The organism is Deltaproteobacteria bacterium (assembly GCA_016235345.1).
Taxonomy (GTDB): Bacteria; Desulfobacterota; Desulfobacteria; order Desulfobacterales; family Desulfatibacillaceae; genus JACRLG01.
Map to the genome: position 1 here is coordinate 89403 of JACRLG010000017.1, position 25846 is coordinate 115248.

The window sequence follows — 25846 nt, forward strand, 5'->3', positions numbered from 1 at the left end:
TCCGGGCTCGCCCGCCTTCAAGCGGCCCTCTCGAACGCTTTGCAGGAAAATCACTTGTTATCGCCACAGGCCAAATCTGTCAAGGCGCAAGGTTTTTTACGGGCTGGAAATATTTCAGGGCTGTGGGCAATGGATGCGTTTTTGTGATATGTAAGCGCCATGAAAAGGGTTTTGACCATTTTTTTGATTCTTGCGGTAATTATCCCGGCTGGCGGGCTCGCCTTTTCCGCCGACGGGGCGTCCCCCGAAGAGACTGCTGTTTCCGAAGACGCCGTGTGCGCTCCCGTGCCGTCCATTTCCGAAGACGTGGCCTTTGACTGGCAGACCGCCCCCTCCCTGGCCCAGGATGAAAGCCCCGGCGCGGGTTTCAGCCTGGAAGACGCCCTAAGCCTGCCCCTGGACGCCACTCCGGCAAGCGGAATGGCCCCGGAAGCCGCGCCCGCCTTCGATGCCGCAGACACGACAAACGCGGGCGACGCGGCTTCCGTTGGGCCGGAGAAACAACCTCCGGGCGTGGGAAGGGTCAAAATCACCGGGCTCAAAACCCTTTCCGAAAAGATGGCCGGGGCCATTTTGCGCACAAGGAGCGCGTCGCGGCTTCCCTGGCGGGAGAAGCCCGCCTTCATCGAGGAAAACGTGGAGGCCGACCGGGAAAGCCTGAGGCGCTTCCTGGAAGGGGAGGGCTTTTTTTCCGGCAGGGTCGATTCAAAGGTGGTTTTCAGAAACAGGGGACAGACCGCCGACGTCACCTTTATAATGGCCGAGGGCGAGCCGGTGAAAATCACCAGGATCACCCTAAGCGGCATGGACGGGCTGGCCCCGGCGCTGGTGAAGGGCGTGGAGGACCGGATGACCCTTGGGCCGGGCCGCCGCTTCCGGGCCGCCGAATACCGGGACGTGAAAAAGGCCATTGCGCGTTATCTTGGCGACAACGGCTTTCCCCAGGCGGCCATAACCGGGCGTGTTCTGGTTGACAGGCAAAACCGGACGGCGAAGGTTGAGCTTGACGTCGACCACGGGCGGCTTTACCGGTTCGGCGATTTTTCCGTTTCAGGGCTTCCCAAGACAGGCAGGGAGCTGATCGGCTCGCGCCTCTGTTTCAAAAAGGGCGACGCCTACAGCGAAGCCCTGGTTGAGGAAAGCCGCTACCGGCTATTCGATCTCCGCATTTTTTCCACGGTTACCATACTGCCCGATTACCCACGTACTTCCGAAGACGGGCTTTTGCCCGTCACGGTGGGCGGCGAGTACAGAAAGCCTCGGGAAGTGCGGATAGGCGCGGGCTACGGCACGGAGGACAAGCTCCGGGGCCAGGTGTCATGGAAGCACAGGAACTTAGGGCCTCTGGCCAAGCGGGTGGAGCTTGCCGTAAAGGCCTCGAACCTTGAACAGAGCGCGGAAGCGACACTTTTCCTGCCCCTCTTTTTAAGGCCGGACCAGGAGTTCTCGGACTCCCTGGGACTTTCGCGCCAGAACGAGACCAGCTACATAAACCGCACCATCTACAATAACGCCACGGTGACGCGCAAAATCGGGCAATGGTGGCACTTCCGGGCGGGCCACACAATCGAGATAGACAACCCCGAAGACCTGCCGCTTGAGCTGGACACCGAGGATTTCCGGGAGGAGCACAACTACTTCGTATCCACAGTGGGTTTTTCCGCCGACCGGGACAGCCGCCGCCCCATCCTGGACCCTGTGAGGGGAAGCTATTTCGCGGCAGGGGTGTCCTACGCCTCCGCAGCCTGGGGCTCGGAGGCCCAGTACCTGAAGCTGGAGACCCAGGGAAGGCGGATTTTCCCCCTCTCCCACGGGTTTTCCCTGGCCGGGAAGCTCCTTTTAGCCACCATGGAGCCCATGGAGGCATCCGACACCATCCCCACGGTGAAGCGCCTTTTTTCGGGCGGAAGCACCAGTGTAAGGGGCTACCCCTACCAGGAACTCGGCCCCATGAACGAGAAGGGCAAGCCCGTTGGAGGCCGCAGCCTTTACGAGGCCTCAGTGGAGCTGCGCTTTCCCGTATATAAGGCCCTTGGCGGAGTGGCCTTTGTGGACGCTGGCGAAGTACACCCGGAAAGTTTCGCCTTTGACGCCGACGAGCTGCGTTTTACGGCGGGCCTTGGCCTTCGCTACCATACCGTTGTGGGGCCGATACGGGCGGATTTGGGCTTTCCGCTCAATCCCCAGGCCTCGACCCCGGCCATGCAGATACATTTCAGCATAGGGCAGGCCTTCTGATGGGAAAACGGGCCGTCAAAATAGGACTATGGGCCGCTGCCCTGCTGGCTTGCGCGGCGCTTGTCTTTGCCCTTGCGGCCACATTGTACCTGCGCTCGGATTCCGGGGCGCGAGCGATGCTGAGAGCCGCCAACCGGGCGCTTTCCTCTCGCGGGCTTAGGGTTTCATGGACCAGAATCGGCCTTTCCGGCGTAAACAGCGTATGGGCGGAAAACGTGATCATATCCGATCCGTCCGGGATTCTTTTTAAAGCCCGAAAGGCCTCCTTCGGCCCGGTGATTCCCCTTCTTATGGGAAAAAACCCGCCGCTCGATCTTTCACTAGTAGGCCCTTCACTGGCCCTTTCAAGGAACGGGGAGGGCCAGTGGAACATCTCCGCCGCCCTTGCCCGGCTCAAGGCAGTCGGCAAAAAGAAAAAGAAAGAAAAAAACCTTCTGGTCATGGAAAGGATTTCAGTCAAGGACGGGCTTGTTCATCTTTCGATCCCCGGCTTTTCAGATGAAATCGGCGTAAACGCCAAGGCGTCCCTTAAAGGCGGGATTCTTGACGTAAAACGCCTCGTTCTCTCCGACAAATCCTTAAAGGCAAGGATTTCTGGAAACCTGGCGCTTACAAAAGACGCGTCCTCCGATCTTACGGTCAGGGCCGAGGCCGGGGCCCTCACACCCTACAAGGCCCTGTGGCCGGGGCTTCCGGGCCTATCGGGCCTTCAGATCACCGCAAGGGTGAAGGGCGCGGCAAGGGCTTTAACTGCTGATTTTTCCGCCTCCGTTTTTCCCGGACAGGAAGTTTCCGGCACTCTTTCCCTGGCCCGTGGGACGGGTGCGGCAAGGGCAGGGTGGGACCTTCGCTTTGAAAACCTTTCGGCCAGCGCCTTTTATCCGTCATTTCCCGCCCTTCTGAACGGCAAGGCGAGGGGCGATTTCAGAAAAATTTCCGGCAAGGCGGAATTTTCCGCCAGCCTGGACCTTTCCCCGTCCACGGTTCACGGGCTGTCCATAAACGCGGCGAAAATTTCCGCCACCCGGAAAAAAGGGGCGGATGCGCTGTCGGTTTCCGCGTCCACGGCTGCGGGCGGGCTCGGCCTGACAGTCAAAGGGTATTCGGCAGGGCTTTTCAGCAAGAAAGGTCCGGTCAACCTGAATTTCGCGGCCCGTCTTTCAAAAGCCGATCCGAAGGCTCTGCTGGCGGCCCTTGGAATAGGGAAGGGCGGTGTGGAAGCGGGCAACGTCAACGCGGACATTTCCGGCTCCCTGAAAAAAAAGGCAGGGGGGGGCCTCAAAGACGCCGTCTGGGCGGCGCGGGTGAAGGCCGGGCCGTCGGGCTACGGAAAATTCAAGGTTGCCGGGGCCTCGTTCCACGCGAAAGGCTCCCCCGGTCGCCTGGATGTTTCAGCCGGAAGGGTGAAGGCGAAAGATGCCGACCTGGGCTTTTCCTACGCTGGCGATTTTGCCGGAAACGGCAGGGCGAAGGTTTCGGGGCGGGTTGACGACCTTGCGGGAATCCTCTCCCTTTTCGGCGCAAAGGGCCTTTCGGGAAGGGCCCTGGTTGACCTTTCCGCCACCCTTGCCGAAAACGCCCGAAAGCTCGAAATTTCGGGAAAGGCCCACGGAACCGGAGTTTCGTGGAGAAGCGAAACCCTTGCTGCGGGGGCCGGGAACGCGGCTTTTGGAGGCCGGGTAAAAATTTTTTTCAGGCCGGATCGCGCCTTTTCGGGCCTTAGGGCCGACGGCGGGCTTACGGCGAAAAACCTTTCCGGGCGCACCATCGGCAAGGGTGGGCGGGGCGTCCCGTTTTCCTCTTCACTTCTTGAAACGGACGGCAATTTTCAACTGGCCCCGGATTCCGCCGGAAAACTCCGCTCCGCGCTTTCCCTCACTTACTCGGCCAGAAGCCCGAAGGTTTTCAAAACGGTCGCAAAAGCCGCCGCCGGGCGTTTTTCGGCTGATTTCGGAAAGCGCACGGCCAACCTGAAACTTGCGGCAACGGGCCTTTCGGTTTCCGGGCGCAGGGCCGATAAGCTGGAGCTTTCAGCAGACGCCCAAAACGGGGCAGCCGTCTTCGACCTGGCCGTAAAGGATTTCGAGTCAGCCGATCTGGCGGCTTCGGGCCGCGTGGGGCGGGCCGGTGCTGACGGCGCGCGCACGGTGAGCCTATCCCGGCTGGTTTTCAGCGCCCAGGCAACCACCTATGCCGCGACAGGCCCCTCTGTTTTTTACCTTTCATCACGTGGCGTTTCCGTTTCAAGGCTCGATATTGCGTCCAAAGACCAGTTTTTTTCCATTGCCGGGCTTTACGAGTGGAAAGGCAGGCGCGACATCGCGGTAGCCGGGCGGAATCTTGCCCTGGCCCCCATTTTCCGACTTGTCTCACCCAAGGTCTCCGTTACGGGAAAGGCCGATTTTTCGGCAACCTTGACGGGCACGGCCAAAAAGCCGAGGCTTGTTGCGGAAGCCGTGGCGAGAGGCCTGTCGGCGGGCAGGGTTTCCTTCAAACGGGCGCAAGCCAGTGGCATTTGGGACGGGGCCGCAGCCTTTGCAACCGCCCTCCTGGACCCGGCCACGGGCGGATCCATAACCCTTTCGGCCCGCGCCCCCCTTGTGGTCGACTCAAAAATGGATTTGTTGAGTCAGGCAAGGCGGGTGATCCTTGATGTATCAGGAAGAGACCTTGACACAGCTTCCCTTGCAGCACTTTTTTGGGATGATGCGGGCCTTTCCGGAAAACTGGACCTAAACGCAAGCCTTTCGGGTTCGGGGCCGGATAAAAAGGCCGTGGGCAACGCGGTCCTTCGAAACGCCCGGCTCGAAGGGTACCCGGAAATCGCCAGGGCCGAGGCAAAATTCGGCTACTCGCGCCATTCAGCCTCGGTTTCGGGCCTTCTCCGGCCATCGAAAGGCGGGCAGGTCAGCTTTTCCGGCCAGATGCCCCTTGATCCGGAAAGGCTCCCCTCGAAAAACAGCCTGAAAAAAACCCGAATAAGGGCGCGGCTTGCCGCAAGGGACATCCCCCTTTCCCTTGGGGCGTCCCGCGTTAAAGCCCTTGTCGGGGCGCGGGGAAGCCTGGGTGTGGACGCCTTTTTTTCCGGAACCCCGGCAAACCCGGACATCACCGGAAAGCTTCGCCTTTCAAACGCTTCGCCAGCCGATGGCCGGGCGTCCTGCAACGCCGAGGCGGTGTGGGGCTTTTGCGACGGAAGGGCCACGATTTCGGGAGTCGTGAGGCCGGACCGTGGGGGAAGCCTTGCGGCCAGGGCTCTCCTGGTTCTGGACCCGAACGGGGAGCTTTCCGTTGCATCCTTCAAAAAGGGGCGGCTTTCGGCAAGATTCAGCGCCAGGGGCTTCGACCTTACGCTTCCGGCCTCCTTCATAAAAGCCGTGAGCGAGGTTCACGGAAGCCTTGACGCCGACGCCCTGGCAACGGGCCAGCTCATGAAACCCGCCGTGTCGGGCACGGCCCTGGTCAAGGCGAAAAGCCTGACCCTAAACGGCCTTGGAAAGCCTCTTACCGATGTCGGCGCGGAGCTGTCCTTCAAGGACAACGTCCTTTCGGTGAAAAAATTTTCCGCCCGGTCCCCTGGCCTTGGGGGGTGGATATCGGGATACGGCACCGTGGGCTTTTCAGAGCGGCTTTCGCCCCTTGGCTTGGATTTTTTCGTGAAAGGCGATAAGCTTGATCTGGCGCATTCGGGCTACGTCAACGCATCGGCGTCGGGCAAAATCAGAGTGGGCGGCACCGCAAAAGCTCCGGTCATCACCGGGGCGGTGAGCGTGGGAGAAGGCCTTTTGCGCCTTGACAAGTACCTGGCCATAAGAAGGCCGGAGACGGTCAAGGAAACCGATGTTTCCTTTGTCGGCGAAAACGAGCCCGCGCGTCCGCCCCTGCCCGGAGCCTGGAAAGCCGCCGCCGTGGACCTTTCCATTAAGGTTGACGGGCCTTTCTGGGTGCGGGGGGCCGGGGCCCAGCTCCAGGTGGAGGGGCTTTTGGGCTGGAAAAAGCCGAAGGGAAGAGACCACGCGGCGGTTTCGGGCCATCTCGACACCGTGCGCGGGGTGTACGAGCTTTCGGGCAAGACCTTTACGCTTAAGCGGGGCAGGGCGGACTTTCCGGGCATTTACCCGGCTGACCCCATCCTCGACGTTCTGGCCGAATACACGGTAAAGGAGGTGGTGGTGCGCTTGAACGTCACCGGACGCCTCTCGGCCATGAACCTGGCCCTTTCCAGCGAGCCTTCCATGGACGAGGCCGAGGTCGCCTCCTACCTCCTTTTCGGGAAAAAGATCGGAAGCCTCACTCCGGGGCAGGCGGGGAGCCTCGCCGAAAAAGGGGCCGCCATGCTGGGAAACCAGGTCCTTGCCCAGCTTCGCAGGGAGTTCGGCCCCATGATCCCGGTGGACATGATAAGCGTGGACGGAGGCGAAAACGGCGACTCAAGCACCCTGGTGGTGGGAAAGCACATAACGCCCGATATCTTCGTCACGTGGCGCAGGGCCACCGCAGGCCAGAGTTCCGATCAGGTGACGGTGGAATACAGGGTCAGCCCCAATGTGGTCATCGAAAGCCAGGTGGGCGAGGAGGATTCGGGCGTAGACATATTCTACACCTTCGAATACTGAGCCTGGGCGATCCCAAGCGCGAATTGCTGTGTCAAACTTCATCGCTTGTGATCGCCCAGGACGCGGCGAGATTGGAAGAAAGGCGGCAGAAGCACATGTTTGTCATTGCGGTTTGCCGATTCCTTGCATATTCGATTGAAGCACCGACTAAAATTTGATGACAGAACCGGAAAAAATAAGGTCAAAAGGACACCACATGAAAAAAATAATTGCGTTTGCATCGGTATTGCTGCTTGGGGCCTTCCTGGCTTCGGCCTCTTGGGCGGGCAGCATCGTGACCCCCAAAATGGCCCTGGAAAGATTTGAAGTAACCGATTACGACGGGTTCTGGTTTTTCGACAAGGCGACGAGGCCCACCAGGGGCGAAGCGGGCGAGCACGGCGCGCCGCTTTCGGTCAGCTTCATCTTTCTTGTGGAAAACCCCAACACCCACGCCATCAGCCTTAAAGGCGCGAGCTTTTCGGCGGTCTTTGACGGGTTCGACCTCATGAAGGTGAAAAGCCGGGACGTGTTCTGGCTTCCGCCCGGAAAAACCGTCAGGGTGCGGATGAACGGCCATATCACGGCCAGCACGGCCTTCGGGAAAATCTCCGCAAGCATGGAAGGAACCGGGGCCGGGCGCGGCCTTTCACCCTGGGAGGCCGTGGAAGCCGTTTACAAGGGTGCTGCGGCCCGCGACATTGAAATGGAAATACGTGAAGGCAGGTTTGAATTCACCGACGGGGCGCGATCCATCGTCGCTCCCTTTTCCCAGGTGCTCACCCCTCCCAAGCCCGGCGAACAGGCCCCCCCGGACAAGGCAACGCCAAAACCGGCGGAAAAGGGAAAGTCAAAGCCCGCCCCCAAGCCGGTCAAGCCCGGAAAATAGCCATCCGGCCCCTTTTCTGCATAAACCCTTCAATGGGCCGGATGGACAGCCTGTTGAAAAACTCAAATGTGACAGGCTGATGAAAAACGATGAGCCGCAAGGCGTGCGAAAAGCCAATGAGTCAAGCGTACTTCATGTACGTGACGGAATTGGCTTTGAAGCACAACACAGCGGATCGCGTTTTTCGACAGCCTGTCAGAAATTGATGTAGGCCCCGTCGATTATCATCACATCTCCGGTATGGTAGGCCGAAGCGTCCGATGTAAGATACACCGCGATTCCGCCGAAATCCGAAGGCTCCCCCCACCTGCCCACGGGAATGCGGGGAAGCACCTTGTCCCGGAACCGGTCCCAGGCGAAAAGCGGCTCGGTCATCTGGGTCTCTATCCAGCCCGGAACCACCACATTGGCCCGAATGCCGTTTTTGGCGTACTCCACGGAAAGGGCCTTCACCATGCTGAGAAGCCCGCCCTTGGTGGCGGCGTAATGCTCGCCGCGAGGCATTCCCGAAAGGGCGGAGATGCTGCCGGTGGCCACGAGCGACCCGCCGCCCTTTTGAAGCATGTGGCGAACTGCGGCCCGGAAGGTGAAGAAGGCCCCTTCCATGTTGACCGAAAAAACCTTGCGCCACTCCGACGTGGTCATTTCGTGAAAACGGGTGCCCATGGCCGGGATTCCCGCGTTGGCGAAGCAGGAGTCAACCCGTCCGAAGGTTTTCACGGTCTCGGCGAAGGCGGCCTCCACCTGGTTTTCGTCGGCCACGTCGCAGGCTATGGCCAGGACCCCGCCGCCGATGGCTTCCAGCTCCTTTTTCGCCGCCTCGTTTTTCGCCTCGTTCCGGCCCCATATGCAGACGTTCGCGCCCGCCTGGGCAAGGGACTTGGCCATTCCGAGCCCTATGCCGCCGTTTCCGCCCGTGATGAGCGCAGTCTTCCCGGAAAGATCGAAGGGGTTCTTCGCCATGCCCGTTTCTCCTTAAATTTGTATGAGTGATTGAGGTGTGATGTTGCCTATCCTGTATTAATACATGTAAAAATATGATTTTTCAACACAAGGTTATCACCCCTGCATAAGGCGCACCGGCGCTTTCCGCGTTCCCCTGCCTGACAGCCTGTTCAAAAGCGTCTTGAAAAGCCCGGATTTTATGGTATGACACCGGAACCTTCTGGTTTGGCCTTCGGCGCTTTTAAGGCGCGGGCAGGCTTTGGGACAATTTTCGCAGGGTCATGGGACCTGATAAACAAGCGCCGTGAAAGGGTAATGAAATGAAAGACGTAGTCATAGTATCAGCTTGCCGCACCGCCATCGGAGCATTCGGCGGAACCCTGAAGGACGTTCACGCCTCCTCCATCGGCAAAGTGGTGATGGAAGAAGCCGTGAAACGCGCCGGGATCGACCCCGCCATAATCGACGACATCCGCTTCGGCTGCTGCATGGAGCCTGCGGACACGCTGAACGTAACCCGCATAGCCGCCCTTCTGGCCGGAATCCCGGACACCGTCACCGCAGTCACCATCAACAGGGTGTGCATCTCCGGCATGGAAGCCACCATAAGCGGCATGGCCATGATCCAGGCCGGAATGGCCGACGTCTGCCTGGTGGGCGGCATGGAGCACATGTCCGGCGTGGCCTATACCGTTCCGGGCGCGCGCTGGGGCTGCCGCCTCCAGGACGCCGAGTTCGTGGATTCCATCATTCGCGGCCTGCACTGCGGAAGCCACGTGATCCCCCACCCGGAAACCAGCCCGGTGGACGCCACCCAGGCCCCGCTTTCCATGTTCGTGGGAAAACCCTACATAATGGGGCACACCGCCGAATTCATCGCCCAGCACCATAACATCTCCCGCGAGGCCATGGACGAGGTGGCGCTTCGGAGCCACAACAACGCGGAACGCGCCAACAACGACGGCTCCTTCGCCAACGAAATAGTGCCCATAAGCATTCCCCAGCGCAAGAAGGACCCCATAATTTTCGCCCGGGACGAGCATTTCCGCCCCGGAATGACCATGGACATGCTGACGAAGCTGCCCCCGGCCTTCATACCCAAGATCGGCAAGGTGACTGCGGGCAACTCCTCCGGCCTCAACGACGGTGCCTCCGCCATGATTATAATGAGCGCGGACAAGGCCAAAGAGCTTGGACTCACGCCCCTGGCGGTCATCAAGGCCGTGAGTCGCGGAGGCTGCCATCCGGCGATAATGGGCCTTTCCCCGGTGCCTGCGGTGAAAAACCTGGAAGCCCAGGGCAGGTACAAGGTGGCGGACTTCGACCTCATCGAGGTGAACGAGGCATTCGCCGCCCAGTACCTTGGGTGCGAAATCGAGCTTGGGCTTGACCGCGAGAAGGTGAACGTGAACGGAAGCGGAATCGGCCTTGGGCACCCGGTGGGCTCCACAGGCTGCCGGATCATAGTGACCCTTCTCAACGCCCTCAAGAATCGCGGAAAATCTCTGGGCATGGCCACCCTGTGTGGCGGCGGAGGAGTATCAATGACCATAGTCATCGAAACCATGTGACAGGCGTCCTGAAAGCGCGAACTGCTGTGTCAGAGCAAAGCGGGCGGGTCGTCATGTACGGCAAGTACTATTCCTTCCCGCCCGCTTCGCTCTTCCTTGCATTTCATCGCTTTCAGAACGCCTGTTCTCGCCTTAAATGTCATCGCTTGTGATCGCTCTGGCAGCGGTTGCTATACTTGCAAGCAAAAAGGAAAACGATATTATAAAACCGCTCACGGCAAGGCGGGGCGGACCCTACCCTTATCTTCAGTCCGGTTCGCTTAACGGCGGGGAATTTGAGGCGCCTTTACGGGAATTTTCAGCATGGCCGCCTCCACCATCTCGGTGAGTTCCGGGTCGTTTCCCCCAAGGTTCAAGGCGCGGTTAAGGTGGAAGCGGGCGGTTGGCCAGTCCCTTATGCTAATGGAATAAAGGCCGTGATAGTAGTGGGCGCGGGGAGTGTCACCCTTGCGCCCCAGGGCCTGGGCCAGAAAATACATGGCGGGCGAATATTCCGGGCACAGGCGGAGGGATTCGGCAAGCTCCCGCCGCGCTCCTTCCGCGTCTTCGGAGTCAAGCAGGGTCCGGCCCAGCCAGTAGAGGGCCAGGGCGTTTTCCGGGGCGGCCTTCACCGCGTTATGCAAGACCCTTTTCGCTTCTTCGGCCATTCCCGCCTCAAGATAGGCCTGACCCATTCCGGCAAGAAAATCCGCGTCAAAGGGTTTTAATTCCACCGCCTTTTTCATGGTTTCCAGGGCCTGGCTCCGGCGGGAAAGCCTGGAATAATAAAGGGCCAGGCCGTAATGGGCCGCCGCGTCCCCCGGATTTTTCTGTATCATTTCGGAAAGTTTCGCCAGACTCTCGCCCTGGTCGCCGTAAAGCCCCAGAAGCCTTGCCCGCGCCGTGAGAAAGCCCGACTCGTCGGCGGGACGGGTGTCTTTGGCCTTTTTCGGGTTGACCGAAAGCCAAAGGTCCATGGCCGCCATGCGCTCATCCACACCCGGATGGGTGGTGAGATAGGTGGGAACCTCCTGAGGGCCAAGCACCGCCGCAGCCCTCATCCTTTCCAGGGCCTTTAAGTAGCCCGCCCCGCCATAGCCCGCCAGGGACATGTACTCCCGGCCAATTTCATCGGCCTGCCGTTCGTCCTCCCTGCTGTAGGAAAGCGACACGCTGGCCCCGCCCGCCATGCCGCCCACCATTGCTGGGGCCGGAGCGCCCAGGAAGACCCCGGCGAGAACCCCGGCCAGGGTGGCGATCTGGATTTTCTGCTCGCGGGCGATTTTTTTGGATATGTGGCGGCAGGTTACGTGAGCGGTCTCGTGGGCCATGATGCCGACCAGCTCGCCCTCGCTTTCCAGGGCCGTGAAGGCTCCCCGGAAGATCACTATGAAGCCGCCGGGCCCTGCGAAGGCGTTAAGGACGTCCTGGTCGGCAACGAAAAAGCGCGGTTCCATCGGCTTGTCGGGAATGCGCTCCACCACACGCCTGCCAAGCCTTTGGATGTAGGATGACACCACCGGGTCTTCGACAAAGGCCATCTGGCCGCGTATGGCTTCCAGGAACTTGTCGCCAAGCTCCTTTTCCTCGGCAACCGTTATGGCCATGCACGGGCTGGCCGCAGTGCACAGAAAAAGGATCACGACAGCCAAAACCGGCAGAATGGCCCTGAAACGCGTTTTCATGGGGATTTCCCCTTGGGATGCTTTCTTTTTGCTTCGCAACAGCCCGCCTGTCCCTGCAATCATTCCCCTTTCAACCGGCTGTCCCTCACACTGTGGCCCATCTCAATAAGACGGAGCCGGATGGCGTCTGCCCTGGCGAAATCCCCGGAAGCCCTCGCCTCCCGCCTTTCCCTCAGAAGGAAGTCCACCTTCTGGTCATGGGTTTTTTCGCTGAAATCGAAGACGTTGACCACCTCGTTTATGCGCTTTAAGGCCTCGGCCACCTTTTCGCAGCCCTTTTCGTCGATGGCCCCTTCGGCCATGAGGGCGTTCACGCGCTTCACCAGCCCGAAAACCGCCGAAAGGGCGGCGGAGATTGAAAGGTCGTCGTCCAGGGCTGCCTGGAAGGAGGTCTTGAGATCGTAAAGAATCTGGTCCAGCTCGCCGCAGGGGCGGCCTCCAGCGTGGTTTGAAAGGGCTTCGGCGAAGCGGTCCAGGCGGGCTATGCTCTTACGCGCCTGGACGAGCTTTTCCGCTGAAAAGCTGAGCGGCCTTCCATAATGGGTGGCCAGAAGCCAGAAGCGGATTTCCCGGCCCGTGAAACCCTGGTCAAGAAGCTCGTCCACGTTCATGCGCAGCCCGTGCGAACCACCCACCTTCTGCCCGTCCTCGTAGACTGCCTCGCAGTGTATCCAGTTGCGGGCAAGGGGTTTTCCCGAAAGGGCCAGGCAGATGGCGTTTTCGTTTTCATTCAGGGGAAAGACCAGGTCCAGGCTTCCCACGTGGAAATCGTAGTTTTCCCCAAGGTATTTCATGCTCATGGCCGCGCACTGGAGTGGCCAGGAGGGCCGCACGTTGCCCCACTCGGTTTTCACGAAGATGCCGCGCTTCAACTCCGCCAGACGGCAGCGCTTGAAAAGGGTGAAGTCGCGGGGGTTGTCCTTTTCGTAGCCCGAAAGGTCCACCGTGGCCCCTAAGCGAATTTTCTCCAGGTCAACCCCGGAAAGCCTGCCGTATTCGGGAAGGTGAGACACCGAAAAATAGAGGCTGCGCAGTTTTTCGTAGGCGAAGCCCCTGTCCGCCAGCTTCCGCGAAAGGGCGGTCATGTCGTCGGTGTGCTCGCTGGTTTTCGGGTAATGGTTGGCCGGGCCCACTCCCAGTGTCGCCATGTCCTCGAAAAAACGGTCCGCGTGGACCTTTGTGAAGGCGGCAAGGTCCTTGCCCGCCTTTTCCGAGCCCTCTATGGTGCGGTCGTCGATGTCCGTTATGTTCATCACCTGGTTCACAGAAAGGCCCCGGAAGGCCAGGTAGCGGCACAACAGGTCCGAGAGGATGAACCTCCTGCACTCGGAAAGCCCCGGAGGGCCTGCGGCCACGGGGCCTAAGCAGAACACCCCGGCCTTGCCCGGACGCGCCGGGGTGAAGGCGTCCTTTCCACGGGTGAGCGTGTTTCCGGTCTTGATCTCCACCTTTTCCTGAAAGGTGAAAAGGTTGGTGGAAAGGTAGCGCTCCCCGCCGTCGGGCAGGATCACCACCATGACGCCGCCGTCGAGTTCCATCACCTTGCGCCGGGCCACCGCGAGCGCCGCGCCGCTACTCATGCCCACGAAAAGGCCCTCCTCCGAGGCCATCCTGCGGGCGGTCTCGTAGGCCTCGTCGTCGTCCACGTTGACTTTTTCGTCCACCCACTTTTTCTCAAAAATTTCCGGGACGTAGGCTTCCTTGAGATTTTTCAGGCCCTGAATCTTGTGGCCCAGGTAGGGCTCCACGCCGATAATGGAGACTGCCGGGTTAAGTTCCTTGAGACGCCTGGAAACCCCCATCAGGGTGCCGGTGGTGCCCATGGTGGCCACCACGTGGGTGACGGACCCGTTGGTCTGGGTCCATATCTCGTTTGCCGTGGTGTGGTAGTGGGCCTGCCAGTTTGCCGGGTTGTTGAACTGGTCGGTCATGAAGTAGAGGTCCGGGCTCTCCCTGGCCACCCGATAGACCTCCTCTATGGCCCCGTCCGTGCCAAGGTGGCCGGGGGTGAGCATGATGCGCGCCCCACGGGCCTTTAAAATCTTCTGGCGCTCCTGGCTCACGGCCTCGCTCATGGTGAGAAGAAGCCTGTAGCCCTTGATGGCGCAGACCAAAGCCAGGCCGATGCCGGTGTTGCCGCTGGTGGCCTCGATGACGATCTTGTCCGGGGTGAGTTGGCCGCTTCTCTCGCCGTCCTCGATCATGAAAAGGGCCGGGCGGTCCTTGATGGAGCCGCCGGGATTCACGTACTCCACCTTGGCCAGCATGGTCACCCTGGGGTTGGGGTTCATGCGCCGGATAGGGACCAGCGGCGTGTTTCCGATATGGGAAAGAATGGAGTCGTTCATGTCGGCCTTTCAGGGAATCTCTTGTTCTTGCAGCCCGTCTAAAAACGCGAACTGCTGTGTCACGCTTCAAAGCCAATTTCGGTCACGTACAAAAGAGTACGCTCCCTCATTGGCTTTTCGCGTTCCTTGCATTTCATCGTTTTTATCCCGGCTTCACATTAAACTTTTTATAAGGAGCGGCTTTAAAAAAATCATCCACGGCCCTTATCATGGCAAGCCTTACGTCTTCCTGGTCGGCGCTCGCGTCGATTATCCTGAACCTTTCGGGTTCTTCGGCGCAAAGGGCCAGATAGCCGCGCCTCACCCGCTCGTGAAACTCGATCTCATAGGCCTCGAACCTGGCCTCGGAATGATGGGTGGCGCTTTGGGCGCGCTTAAGCCCCGTTTCCACCGGGCAGTCGAAAAAAAGCGTGAGATGGGGCCGGGCCTTTTCCAGGATGTTTTGATGGATGCGCTCGATGAACGCCCGGTCAAGCCCGCGCCCGAAGCCCTGGTAGGCCAGGGTTGCGTCGTAATAGCGGTCGCAGATCACGATTTTGCCCGCAGAAAGAGCCGGGAGAATCAACTCCGCCACGTGCTGGGCCCGGTCCGCCGCGTAGAGCAGGAGCTCGGCCTCCGGGGCCAGGGCCGTTGAGGCCGGGTCCAGCAGAATCGCCCTTACGGCGGCCCCTATGGCTGTTCCGCCCGGCTCGCGGGTGGCGACCACCGCGTGCCCCGCCTGCTTCAGATGATCCGCCAGAAGGGGGGCCTGGGTGGTCTTGCCCGCCCCCTCGCCGCCTTCCAGGGTGATGAAAACGCCGGGCGCGCTCATCGGGCCGCCCCTTTGTAGAAGCTGCGGCCCAACAGCTTGTGATGGGCGCTCCAGGCGGAATCGCCGGTGTCGCTGTCCATGAAACTCCTTATCCCCACCACCTTGGCGTCAAGATCGTCAATCAGGTTCAGCACCACTGCCTCCAGGGTCTTGGGAGGCTCCGGGGAGCCGAACTCCCGCTGGCCGTGGTGGCTCACCACCATGTGCCTCAAAAGCATGGCCTTTTGCGCCGGAAAGCCCTCGATCCGGGCGATGAACCGGTCAAGGACGCCCACCCCAAGCACCACGTGGCTGATGAGCCTTCCCACGTCCGAGTAGTCTATGGCCCCCCTGAGCGAAAATTCCTCGATCTTTCCCAGGTCGTGAAAAATGGCCCCGGCCATGAGCATGTCCCGGTCAAGTCCCGTGTAATGGGCCGCCACCTTGGCCGCCATTGCCGTCACCGACAGGGTGTGCTCCAAAAGCCCCCCCACCCAGGCGTGGTGCATCATTTTCGCCGCAGGGGCCCGGCAGAGGGCCGGGGCCATGACCTCGTCCGCCAGAAGGCTTCCGCACAGGGCCTTTATGTCCTCATCTGCAATGGTATCGGCCAGCTCCTTCAACTGGGAAAGCATCTGGCCGGTGTCCCTTCGCGTCGCGGGCAGAAAATCCGCAGGGTCCACGCCGTCCGGGTCCAGCCGGGCGAGTTCGGAAAGAACCATCTGAAGCTCGCCCCGGTAATCGGAGACCCTGCCCTTAACCCAGACGTAGTCGCCGCTCTCGAAGGCAGACCTGATCTCCTCCACCCTGTCCCAGGCCACGGCCTTCACCCTGCCGGATGAATCGCAGAGGCTCACCGTAAGGTATCCCGCCCCGTCCTTCTTTACAAGCACCTGCTTGTCGGCTGCCGCGAAAACCTCGTCAACGGAAAAACCGGGTTTTAGATCGGCCACGAAAACGCTTTTTGCCATGTGTCAGGTTCCGGGTTGGTTGGGCGTTTGAGGTGCAGAGGAGCTTCCTTCCTGGGAGCGCGGGCGTCCCGCCCGCATGGGCTAAGCGGGCGGGACGCCCGCGCTCCCAGGATAACTTTGCCCTGTCAAAGACGGCACAGGGCCTGTTGTCTGCTAAAACTTCATATTCTCCAGCCGCCGAAGAAAATCATGATCCGTGATGTCGCATTTAACCGGCGTCACAGAGATCATGTCCTCGGAAAGGGCCACGCCGTCTTCATCCGGGCTGTCCCCCAAAAGCATGGTCTCCGCGCCCTGCCAGTAATAGACCTGGTTCCTGGGGTCCGTGCGCTTCTGAAACGCCGCCTCGATGCTGGCCCGGCCCTGGCGGCAGCAGCGCACCCCCTTTACCTCGGCTTCGGGCAGGTCGGGCACGTTGACGTTTAAAAACACCCCTTTGGGAAGGCCCTCTTCGGCCATCCATTCGGCGATCTTTACGGCATAATTGGCCGCAGTGGCGTAGTGGCGCACCTCGTGCCGCGAAAGAGACACCGCCACCGCCGGAAATCCCAGTATGGCGGCCTCCCGCGCAGCCGACACCGTGCCCGAATAATGCAGGTTCACCCCCACGTTGGGCCCCGGGTTGATGCCGGAAAAAACCAGGTCCGGGGCAAAGTCCAGAAGCTCCAGAAGGGCCAGCTTCACGCAGTCCGCCGGGGTGCCGTTCACAGCCAGGGCGCGGGCCATGCCGTTTTTTACGCGGGTGACCCGCAAGGGCACGTGGAGTGTTATGGCGTGGCTGACGGCGCTTCGCTCCCTGTCCGGGGCCACCACGGTCACGTCGTGGAATTTTCCAAGGGTTTCCGCAAGGGCCGCTAGCCCCGGCGCGTGGATGCCGTCGTCGTTGGTGACAAGAATTTTCATGGCCCTTATTGATCCCTTCAAAAACTCCCCGGCCCGCCCCGGGGCTTTTCATGCGCCTTTGGTCAGGCTTTTACATACACCAATCGGACAAAAGAGAAAAGTTGACTTTTTCAAGCCCGTGGACCAAGAAACGTGACACCATGAAAAGGACATTTCTCACATTCCTGGCCGCACTGGCGGCGCTCCTGATTGTAAGCCGCTCCCCGGCCCTGGCCGAGGGCCCGGACGCAACCGCCTTTCCGGGCGACCCGACAGAGCCCTGGGTCATCACCTGCGATCTCATCGAGCATTCCGAAAGCGAAGACGTTTACACCGCCACGGGAAACGTCAAGGCCGAGCGCGGAAAACAGAGCATGACCGCCGACCGGGTGGTTTGGAAACGGGCCGCAGGGCTCATGAGGGCCGACGGCAACGTGAAGGTGAACTCGGGCTCCGATTCGGTTTCCGGCGATTTCCTCGACATGGACATCGAGGCCAAGACCGGCGAAACAAGGAACGCCCTGCTTTTCGTGGGGGACAAGCGCCTCTACATAAGGGCCGGGGCTCTTAAGAAAACCGGCGAGGCCACCTTTTCGTTCAGCAAGGGCTCGGTCACGGCCTGCAAGGGCGACAAGCCCGACTGGCAGATCACCGCAAGCGGCGTCACCTTAACCCTCGAAGGCTACGGACACGCCCGGAATACAACTCTTTGGATGGGCGGGATTCCGGTTCTCTACAGCCCCTACCTTTTTTTCCCGGTCAAGACCAAAAGGGCCACCGGCCTTCTGGCCCCCCAGCTTGGCCGCTCCAGCCGCCGGGGCATATTCTGGGAGCAGCCTCTTTTCATCGTTCCCGCCGACAACTGGGACGTCACCCTCTACGAAAACTACATGGAGCGCCGGGGAAACCAGGTGGGCGCGGAACTGCGCGTGGTCCCGGACGCCACCTCCAAAATCTGGCTCTACGGCGCTTATCTTTCCGACAGGCAGGTGGACTACGGCGAGGGCGATTACGGCTACGTGGGGGACGACTACCCGCGCACCAACACCGAACGCTACTGGTTTGCGGGAATGTTCAACAAGTCCTGGGCGGGCGGGGTGAAACTGAAGGCCGACCTGGATTACCTGAGCGACCAGGACTACCTGCGGGAGTTCAAGGGCGGGGCCATGGGCTTTGACGCCGTGAACAAGGCGCTTTTGCGGAATTTCGCCCGCTCCCTTGACGACTACGACTCAAGCGTCCGGGACAACCGCATCTTTCTGCACAAGTCCTTCAGGTTGACGGAACTTTCAGGCGGCGTGCTCTGGCGGGACGACGTGGTGGCGCGAATCTTCGACGAAACCGACCCCACGGCCCAGAAGGTCCCCTACATAAATTTCGCCCTTGGCCGCACCCCCGTCTTTAAAAATTCGGCCCTTCCCCTTGTGGCCGACTTTTCCGCCCTGGCCGACAACATTCACAGAAAGGACATGGATAAGGGCGTGCGCCTCAATCTCCATCCCCGCCTTTCCCTTCCCTTCAACCTTGGCCGCGTGTTTTCCGTGGAGCCCTCGGCCGGGCTCACCCACACGTCCTATTTCATAAACTCGCCCCAAGGTGGGGACGACGCCGATTCCCATGCGTCCAGGCAGGTGGGCGACTTCGCCCTGGATGTTTCCAACAGGCTCCACAAAGACTACGCCGATAGCTTCCGACACGTGATCTTCACCACCCTGTCATACAGGCTGGTTGACGACGTGGACCAGAACGACCTTCCGCATTTCGACGCAACGGACAGGCTGGCCCCCGAAAACAGCGTAACCCTAAGCGTGGTGAACCACCTTCTCTCCAGGGAGGACCAGGGCGTAATCCGGCCCGTGTGCTACTTTTTGCTCTCCGAGACCTACGACATAAGGGAGGCCGACGAAGAAGACCCCGCGCTCTGGGCCGAGCCGGGCGAACACCGCCCCTTTTCGCCCGTAACCGCGCGGCTGGAGCTTGCTCCCTTAAACAACCTTTCCGCCTACGCCGAGGCCAGGTTTTCCCCCTACGAAAAGGCCTTCACCTACGCCGCCACCGGCATGGGTTTCACCACGCCCACCGGCCACAGGCTCTTCGCCGACTACTACAAGACCCGCGACGCCTCGGAATACGTGTCCCTTTCCGCCGACATCAAGGCATCTTCGGCCTTCACCTTCTACGGGCGCTACCAGCGCGACCTTTTCGCCGACGCCCGGGTGGAGACCTCCTTCGGACTCATCTACACATCCGACTGCTGGAGCCTCGATTTGGGATACCTGGACGAGCCGGGCGAGCAGCAGTACACCATAAGAATCAACCTTCGGGGCCTCGGAGGTATAGGCGGCTCATTCAACCCCTTCGACTAGTCCAGGGCGACCACAAGCGCGAACTGCTGCGTCAAACTTCGCCGGGCGCGGTGCGCACGTATCGCGATACGCTTACGCCCGCGCCCAGCTCGCTTTCCTTGCATTTCATCGCTTGTGATCGCCCTGGACGGGAAGTAAAGAGGGACTACGAATCACTGCCGGTTAGGGATGGATTAACGACCCGGCCAATGAACAGAATGTTTCCGTTGGTTCGATCCTGAATCAAAAAGATGAACGGATGATCCGCTATGAACTTCACAGGTTCGGGGGGCGGGGCTTCAGCCTTCTCGCCGAAAGTTACAGCTGCGGCCTCAGTGCCCTCCTCGTTGACATCAACATATGCTTTGTGAAAGATTTCATCAAGTAACAGCTCGTGCCCCTTTTCTATTCCCGAAAAATCAGCTCCGCTTGAAAATGCTTTTTTCACGCCCATTGGTACCAAATATTTTTTTAAGCGTTCTCCAAAATCAAAACGAAATTTTGGTATTTCAACATTAACTTCAAGTTCCGATAGTTTTTTTCTTAAATCAATAATTGTTTCTATAGTAAAATTGTTTTCAAACCAAGGCAAATCATTTTTCTTTGGAAGCAGAATAATCATTGACAACATATCGCCTTTATAAGGCATCTCCAGCGACTGAAACAAATCATTTTCACTGTATCTGAAAAAACCTTCTTGATTCATCATAGGGACTTCTACTGAATTATTTTGACCAATATTGAATTTTTTATTTACAGTATCACTTTTTTCAAATGGTTGTTCCCATTTTCCCTTGAAATAAATAGCATTGATAAAAATAAATTTTGTCTGATTGTTTAAATTGTCTTCTGATAAAATTCCAGCAATCTTATTATTTGTTGATTTTGCGACCCATTTGTTTATTAAAGATATGGCCTTTCCTGGTGAGTTTTGAAAATCCACCGACCCTAATTTAGCACAATAATATTGCTGTATGTCATCTTTATATTGAGCTATAGAATCATATCCTGTTTGCATCCACAATGCGTTTGCAACACGAAGGGTGAAATCGCCATCATCAGGATTGAGTCGGTTGTAAATGGCCGCAATGGCCGGTTTGCGGATATTTCCATCACCCGGCAGACTGACAGCCGTTTGAATTTCCGTAGCCGTAGTTCCGCGTGCGCCTTCATAAAGCATGGCAAGCGCTGTTGAAATGCTATACGGAGAAAAGAAGAGATTACCGGGTTTGTTTTTTAACTGTGAATAAAATTCAATGGCAAACCTGTTGTTAGCGCCAACCATGGCAGTGATGCCTTCCTTGGTGGCTCTCTTGTCGTTCGCCATTGGTGGAGCTTTAAGAATCCATGTTCTGTAGGTGCCGGGAAAAAGATGGGGGAAGGAAAACAGCAACAAAACCAACAGCAACAGCATCAGAGCTATCTTTTTTTTCATCTGGTTTTCCCCGTTTCCTGAGGCGGCAAGAAAAACACAGAAACTTGCAGTATGATGTAATATTTAATACAAAAATAATTTAAGTTTCAACCTTTATTTCAAAAAAGGACGATCAAGGCAAAGAAGGGCGTCGTGAATGGCCCGGGTTTTCCGCCTCCGGGCCATTTCTTGCTTAAACTCACGCGGCTGAAAGGAGTCGCATCATCCGGGCCGCGCCCTGGTGGGTGGGGGCAAGCTCCAGGGTCCTGGTGAGGTCCGACAGGGCGGCGGACTTGTCCTTGGGGGCCGTGGCGATGCGGCAGAGGGCCCGGCGATAGTAGGCTTCGGGGTTTTGGGGGTCCAGGTTAACGGCCCGGTCGAAATCCTCAAGGGCGGCCTGGAAATCGCGGTTTCTGGCCCTGGCCATGCCCCGCCCGTAAGCGGCCCTTGGGTTTTTAGGGTCCTTTTTAAGGGCGCGGCCATAGCAGTCCTCCGCCTTTTTCGCAAGCGCCGGGTCTGTCCCGCCCTGGCTTTCCATGCTGGCCATAAGGCTGTCGGCCTCGGCAAGGCTTTCCTCCGCGCTTTTCCCGCAGCCGAAGAAAAACGCCGTAAGAAAAAAAACAGCAAGAACCGAAACAGCCGCGCGCATAGTTTGTTTCATGGCTTTTACCGGACCTTCATTACGATGGGGAGAAAAAGCAGCACGATTCCGGCTGCCAGGAAAAAGGCCACAAGAATGGGCGTGACGGCCTTCTGGACGTGCTTTTCAGGAGGCTCCACGCTCTCGTGCTGGCGGGTGCCGGACAGAAGGTCCGCAAGGCCGCTTTTGTCGCCGGACACGAGGTTCACCACAAGAAGCAGCCCCGCGCTCGCCACCACCAGGAGGATTCCCAGAAAGCGCAGGAAGAACGCGCCTCCCGACGGGGTCTCGCCCTTTTTGGTGCGGATTTCGATTCCCATGGCCTTCTGGCCCCAGGAACACTTGCCCTTGGCCGGAACCATCCACAGGGTGACCACGTAAATCAGGATGGCCGCCCCGCACAGGAAAAAGAAGGCGGCCCGCACGGCCTCCAGGTCGGTGGCCGGGCTTGACGGCAGGCCCAGCAACTGGGCGTAGTAGCTCTTGATAAGAAGGGCCGGAACCGTGAACAGGAGCAACACGCACAGGGTGGAAAAAAAGGTGTGGAGACCGGCCAGAATGCGGCGTCCGAAAGATGCCACGGGAAGTGACGGCTTCTTTTCCACCGCTTTTACAGGCGGCTTCTTTTCGGCTGCCCCGGCTGCGGGCTTGGGCTTTTCGGCAGCCGCCTGGGCCGGAGCTGCTGGTTTGGACGCAGGCTGGGCGGGTGGCCTGGCCTCTTTTTTTTCAACCGGCCTTACCGGGGCCTCCGGCTTTTCCGGCGTTCTTATGTTGTTGCAGTTGGGGCAGGTTCCAAGCCCGCCCGCCCCTGTTATGAGCGGGTCGTCCTCTCCCATGGCCTGATAGCCGCAGGTGGGGCAGGTGACGCTTTCGGCCCGTGACATGGCCACGGCCTGGCACAGGGCCCCCAGGGCAACAAGGCCCTCTTGCATCTTTTCCGCCGTGGCCCTGTCGAGGTTCCGCTTTATCTCGACAGGCGCGTTCGCCAGAAGGCGCTCCACGTCATTCAAATCCAGCTCGAAAAGCCGGCCAAGGTCTTCCTTCACCGTTTCCGGGTCATGGCCTTCGGCCATCTGGCCGTCCAGAATGAGCTTGTAAAGCTGTTGCTCCACCTTGTACCCTCCCCTTTTGTCCGTTCCTTTCCATCCTCAAGCGCCTTTCGGGCGATTTCAAGCGGGGACGGATTTTTGGGCCGGAAGTCTTATGGGTGTTTTGATTGAAAATGATTTCGCTTTTTGAATTTTTTGCAAGAAGGGTTCTAACCCAAACCTTGGAAAATGGCGAGAACTATCTGACCTGGCCAACGCCCCGATGGCCTGTCAGTCTGTTGAAAAAAGCGCGATGCGAAGCCTGGATATCAATTTGAACTTGGGCGATGAAGCGCTAAGGTTGGCGAACTGAAAAGGAGGGAGCGTACCCGCCCAAGAAATCGAAGAGCTCTTGGGCTAAATCAGGATGTTCGTACGTGACCGACTTAACAGCTTCGCCTGACACCGCGATTCGCGTTTTTCGAAAGCCTGCTATTGCGCGGGCCTTTCCTGCTCCCTGGTGCGCCTGTCCGCAGGCAGCATGACCCCTATGAGGTCGTCCCCGAAGGTCTCCTTCTGCCAGCGCCTGAGGGACGGAACGCTTTCAAGGTCTGAAGGCGTCCGCCTTGGCCTTGCGGCTATGTCGCGTATCTGGGCGTTGGTGAGCACGATGCTTGGGTCGAGCCCAAGGCTTCCTGCGGTCTTGTCCCGGAACTCCTTTAAAAGCACGGTGCGGGCCGCTGTTTTGGCGTCCGAGCGGGTTCGCGGGGTTTTCGGGTAAGAGGGAAGCCCGCTTTCCGGAAGCTCCAGGGCCTCGACTACGCATCGCACCAGAGCCGGGGCAAGATGGACCTGCTTGCCGGAAAGGCTTGCCACCCGCACCAGCCGGTCGGCGTCTTCGGGCTTGTGAAGGGCCACGGCCTCCACCGACCGGTCCGGGATCACCTTGAAGGGCGGGACGTCGCGGCGTCTGGCCTCCTCCTTGCGGAACCGAAGCACGTTTTCCAGGACCGCGAGGCTTCTTCCGTCCATGCGGCCCGCCCCCTTGAAGCGCAGAAAAAGGGGGCCTTCGTGGCCGGAGGGGCGCGCGCCGCTTAAGATGTCGCACTCCTCCTCCACCCAGGAGAGCCTTCCCAGGCCGAGAAGCTCGGAGGACAGGTCTGCATAGAGGTCGGACAGGTGGGCGGTATCGGAAACCGCGTAAAAGAGCATTTCGGGCGTCAAGGGCCTTTTTGTCCAGTTGCTCTTCTGGTGTTTCTTGGAAAGGTGGACCTTGAACCTTGCTGCCAGAATGCTGGCAAGGCCGGTTTCCTTGAGGCCCAGGAAACGGGCCGCCACCTGGGTGTCGAAAAGGTGCTTCACCCTTATTCCGTAATCCCGGAAAAGGCTCCGTATGTCGTAATCCGCGCCGTGAAAAACCTTTTTGATGGAGGGGTCGGCGAAAATGGGGCTTAACAGCGACAAATCGGCCCTTGAAAGGGGGTCAACTATGTAGTTGCGCCCGCTGGCCGTGATCTGGAGCAGGCAGACCCTTTCCCTGAAATGGTAAAGGCTGTCCGCCTCCACGTCCACCGCCACCAGGGGGGCGCTTTCCAGCACCCTCACCAGGGCCTCCACCTGGCCGGTGGTGTCCAGAAACTCGTAGTCGCAACCCGCCTGGGTTTCTTCCGCTTCTTTTGTTCTTGTTGCGTCGTACATTTTTCTTCCTTTTTTTCCAGCCTCTACAGACCATTTTTTAGGTCAAACTGTCAAGTCGCAAAGCTCAAATTTGAAGCGATAATCAGTAAAAGCCTCATTTTATTCGCGCAGCCTTCGTTTACCGCCCGCTTCACGTTATTCTCCTCCCTGCGTTCAAATGGCCCCAAGGAACGGCTTGACCGGAAAGGCTCGCTCTGATAAGAGCTAAAGGCTTTGGCCCAAAAAAGGAAAAGGGCCGCTTTGAGGGTTACAACAAAAAGGAGATTCACCGTGAACACGGTTGTGGTGGGCACCCAGTGGGGAGACGAAGGCAAAGGCAAGATTGTTGACATGCTGGCCGAAAAGGCCGACTGCGTGGTGCGCTTTCAGGGCGGCAACAACGCGGGCCACACCCTGGTGGTGAAGGGCAAGAAATTCATCTGCCACCTGATTCCGTCGGGCATTCTCCACGACAAGGCCTGCCTCATAGGAAACGGCGTGGTGGTGGACCCGGCTGTCCTTATAAAGGAGATGGACACCCTGATGGAAAACGGGGTGGCCGTGAATCCCCAAAATCTCATGATCTCCCTTGCGGCCCAGCTCATAATGCCCTACCACACGGCCATGGACCACGCCCGCGAGGCCCAGAAGGGCGGAACCGTCATCGGCACAACGGGCCGGGGCATCGGACCCTGCTACGAGGACAAGGCAGCCAGGAAGGGCGTACGGCTCATGGACCTTCTTGACCCGGACCTCTTCGCCCAGAGGGTCAAGGCCGCCTGCGCCGAGAAAAATTTCCTTCTCACCGGTTTTTTCGGCCAGAAGGCCGTGGACCCGGAGGAGATCATAGAAAGCTACCTGAAAATGGCCAAGCGCCTCGCGCCCCACGCGGCGGACGTTTCGGTGATGCTGGATAAGGCCGTGTCGGAGGGCAAAACCATTCTTTTCGAGGGAGCCCAGGGGACGCACCTGGACATCGACCATGGCACCTATCCCTATGTAACGTCCAGCAACACCGTGGCGGGAAACGCCGCAGCAGGAAGCGGCATAGGCCCCCGTCATCTTTCCGAAGTCCTGGGAATAGTGAAGGCCTACACCACCCGCGTGGGCGCGGGCCCCTTTCCCACCGAGCTCAACGACGAAACCGGAAACCGGCTCCAGGAAAAGGGCGCGGAGTTCGGGGCCACCACGGGCCGCCGCCGCCGCTGCGGCTGGCTGGACATGGTCCAGCTTCGCACCTCGGCCCGCTTGAACGGCCTCACAAGCCTCGGAATCACCAAGCTCGACGTCTTGTCCGGCGAAAAGGAAGTGAAAATCGCCGTGGCCTACAAGGACGGGGACAACACCGTTTCCAATTTTCCCCAGGACCTTTGCCTCATGGGCCGCTGCACCCCGGTTTACGAGACCCTTCCCGGCTGGGACGAGGACATTAGCCACGCCAAGAGCCTTTCGGAGCTTCCCGAAAACGCCCGGCGCTACGTGGCCCGCATGGCGGAGCTTTCGGGCGTGCCAGTAAAATTGGTTTCCGTAGGGCCGGGCCGGGAGCAGACGATAGCGGTATAGGTCCGCATTTCGGTTGGGTGGTTCCGAGCCGAAAGGTGAGGATTCACCCAACATTTTTTTCATATAAGCAGGAGCGTTATATAATTCCATTTTTTATGGGGGTAGTTGACCAATTCCGTCATTCCGGCGAAAGCCGGAATCCAGTTTTTTTGCCTTTTTCGGCCTTTTCCTGGACCCCGGCTTCCGCCGGGGTGACGAACGTTCCCCCTCCATAAAACGGAACTAAACCTTGCTCCCCATAATAAGCGGAAGATGTTTTAACCCCAACACCTGAAGTTTTTTGGAA

16 protein-coding genes are annotated in these 25846 nt (G+C 59.1%); 6 read left to right on the plus strand and 10 right to left on the minus strand.

Features of this window, described 5'->3' with window-relative positions; genetic code table 11:
• Positions 1-159: 159 nt before the first annotated feature.
• The 3 genes from HZB23_09105 to HZB23_09115 all read left to right on the plus strand — a co-directional run bounded on the left by HZB23_09105 (position 160) and on the right by HZB23_09115 (position 7722).
• Entirely contained in the window at positions 160-2238 is a 2079-nt protein-coding gene (locus HZB23_09105) for a BamA/TamA family outer membrane protein (protein ID MBI5844809.1), read from the plus strand.
• On the plus strand, positions 2238-6854 hold the full coding sequence (locus tag HZB23_09110; GenBank protein MBI5844810.1) for a translocation/assembly module TamB: 4617 nt from the start codon (positions 2238-2240) through the stop codon (positions 6852-6854). The genes HZB23_09105 and HZB23_09110 overlap by 1 nt, the downstream gene beginning before the upstream one ends.
• A 196-nt stretch (positions 6855-7050) precedes the next feature.
• The gene (locus HZB23_09115) at positions 7051-7722 is read left to right on the plus strand and encodes a hypothetical protein (GenBank protein ID MBI5844811.1); all 672 of its coding nucleotides are present in this window, start codon (positions 7051-7053) and stop codon (positions 7720-7722) included.
• A 195-nt stretch (positions 7723-7917) separates the two neighbouring features.
• Here the strand turns inward: HZB23_09115 and HZB23_09120 are convergent, their stop codons facing one another.
• The gene (locus HZB23_09120) at positions 7918-8685 is read right to left on the minus strand and encodes an SDR family oxidoreductase (protein ID MBI5844812.1); all 768 of its coding nucleotides are present in this window, start codon (positions 8683-8685) and stop codon (positions 7918-7920) included.
• Between the two features lie 302 nt (positions 8686-8987).
• Here HZB23_09120 and HZB23_09125 point away from each other — a divergent pair, with 302 nt between their 5' ends.
• Positions 8988-10238, plus strand: coding sequence for an acetyl-CoA C-acyltransferase (locus HZB23_09125; protein ID MBI5844813.1), 1251 nt, complete (start codon positions 8988-8990; stop codon positions 10236-10238).
• 260 nt (positions 10239-10498) lie between these two features.
• Here the strand turns inward: HZB23_09125 and HZB23_09130 are convergent, their stop codons facing one another.
• The 5 genes from HZB23_09130 to surE all read right to left on the minus strand — a co-directional run bounded on the left by HZB23_09130 (position 10499) and on the right by surE (position 16914).
• The gene (locus tag HZB23_09130) at positions 10499-11902 is read right to left on the minus strand and encodes a M48 family metalloprotease (GenBank protein MBI5844814.1); all 1404 of its coding nucleotides are present in this window, start codon (positions 11900-11902) and stop codon (positions 10499-10501) included.
• Between the two features lie 59 nt (positions 11903-11961).
• On the minus strand, positions 11962-14250 hold the full coding sequence (locus HZB23_09135; protein MBI5844815.1) for a cysteine synthase: 2289 nt from the start codon (positions 14248-14250) through the stop codon (positions 11962-11964).
• 142 nt (positions 14251-14392) lie between these two features.
• Positions 14393-15061 (minus strand): dTMP kinase, encoded by a 669-nt coding sequence (locus HZB23_09140; protein ID MBI5844816.1) that lies wholly within the window; start codon positions 15059-15061, stop codon positions 14393-14395.
• Positions 15058-16011 (minus strand): HD domain-containing protein, encoded by a 954-nt coding sequence (locus HZB23_09145; protein ID MBI5844817.1) that lies wholly within the window; start codon positions 16009-16011, stop codon positions 15058-15060. The genes HZB23_09140 and HZB23_09145 overlap by 4 nt, the downstream gene beginning before the upstream one ends.
• Before the next feature lie 153 nt (positions 16012-16164).
• Positions 16165-16914 (minus strand): 5'/3'-nucleotidase SurE, encoded by a 750-nt coding sequence (gene surE, locus HZB23_09150; protein ID MBI5844818.1) that lies wholly within the window; start codon positions 16912-16914, stop codon positions 16165-16167.
• Positions 16915-17054: 140 nt separating this feature from the next.
• On the opposite strand from surE, the gene HZB23_09155 reads away from it, so the two are divergent.
• Entirely contained in the window at positions 17055-19259 is a 2205-nt protein-coding gene (locus HZB23_09155) for an LPS-assembly protein LptD (GenBank protein ID MBI5844819.1), read from the plus strand.
• 145 nt (positions 19260-19404) lie between these two features.
• Here the strand turns inward: HZB23_09155 and HZB23_09160 are convergent, their stop codons facing one another.
• From HZB23_09160 to HZB23_09175, 4 genes are all read right to left on the minus strand, one after another.
• On the minus strand, positions 19405-20673 hold the full coding sequence (locus HZB23_09160; GenBank protein ID MBI5844820.1) for a serpin family protein: 1269 nt from the start codon (positions 20671-20673) through the stop codon (positions 19405-19407).
• 178 nt (positions 20674-20851) lie between these two features.
• Positions 20852-21313, minus strand: coding sequence for a tetratricopeptide repeat protein (locus HZB23_09165; GenBank protein ID MBI5844821.1), 462 nt, complete (start codon positions 21311-21313; stop codon positions 20852-20854).
• A 5-nt stretch (positions 21314-21318) separates the two neighbouring features.
• Positions 21319-22404 carry an RDD family protein gene (locus HZB23_09170; GenBank protein ID MBI5844822.1) on the minus strand — a complete coding sequence of 362 codons (1086 nt, stop codon included), beginning with the start codon at positions 22402-22404 and terminating at the stop codon, positions 21319-21321.
• A 408-nt stretch (positions 22405-22812) separates the two neighbouring features.
• The gene (locus HZB23_09175; GenBank protein ID MBI5844823.1) at positions 22813-24018 is read right to left on the minus strand and encodes an HRDC domain-containing protein; all 1206 of its coding nucleotides are present in this window, start codon (positions 24016-24018) and stop codon (positions 22813-22815) included.
• Between the two features lie 270 nt (positions 24019-24288).
• On the opposite strand from HZB23_09175, the gene HZB23_09180 reads away from it, so the two are divergent.
• Entirely contained in the window at positions 24289-25560 is a 1272-nt protein-coding gene (locus HZB23_09180) for an adenylosuccinate synthase (GenBank protein ID MBI5844824.1), read from the plus strand.
• Positions 25561-25846 lie beyond the last annotated feature (286 nt).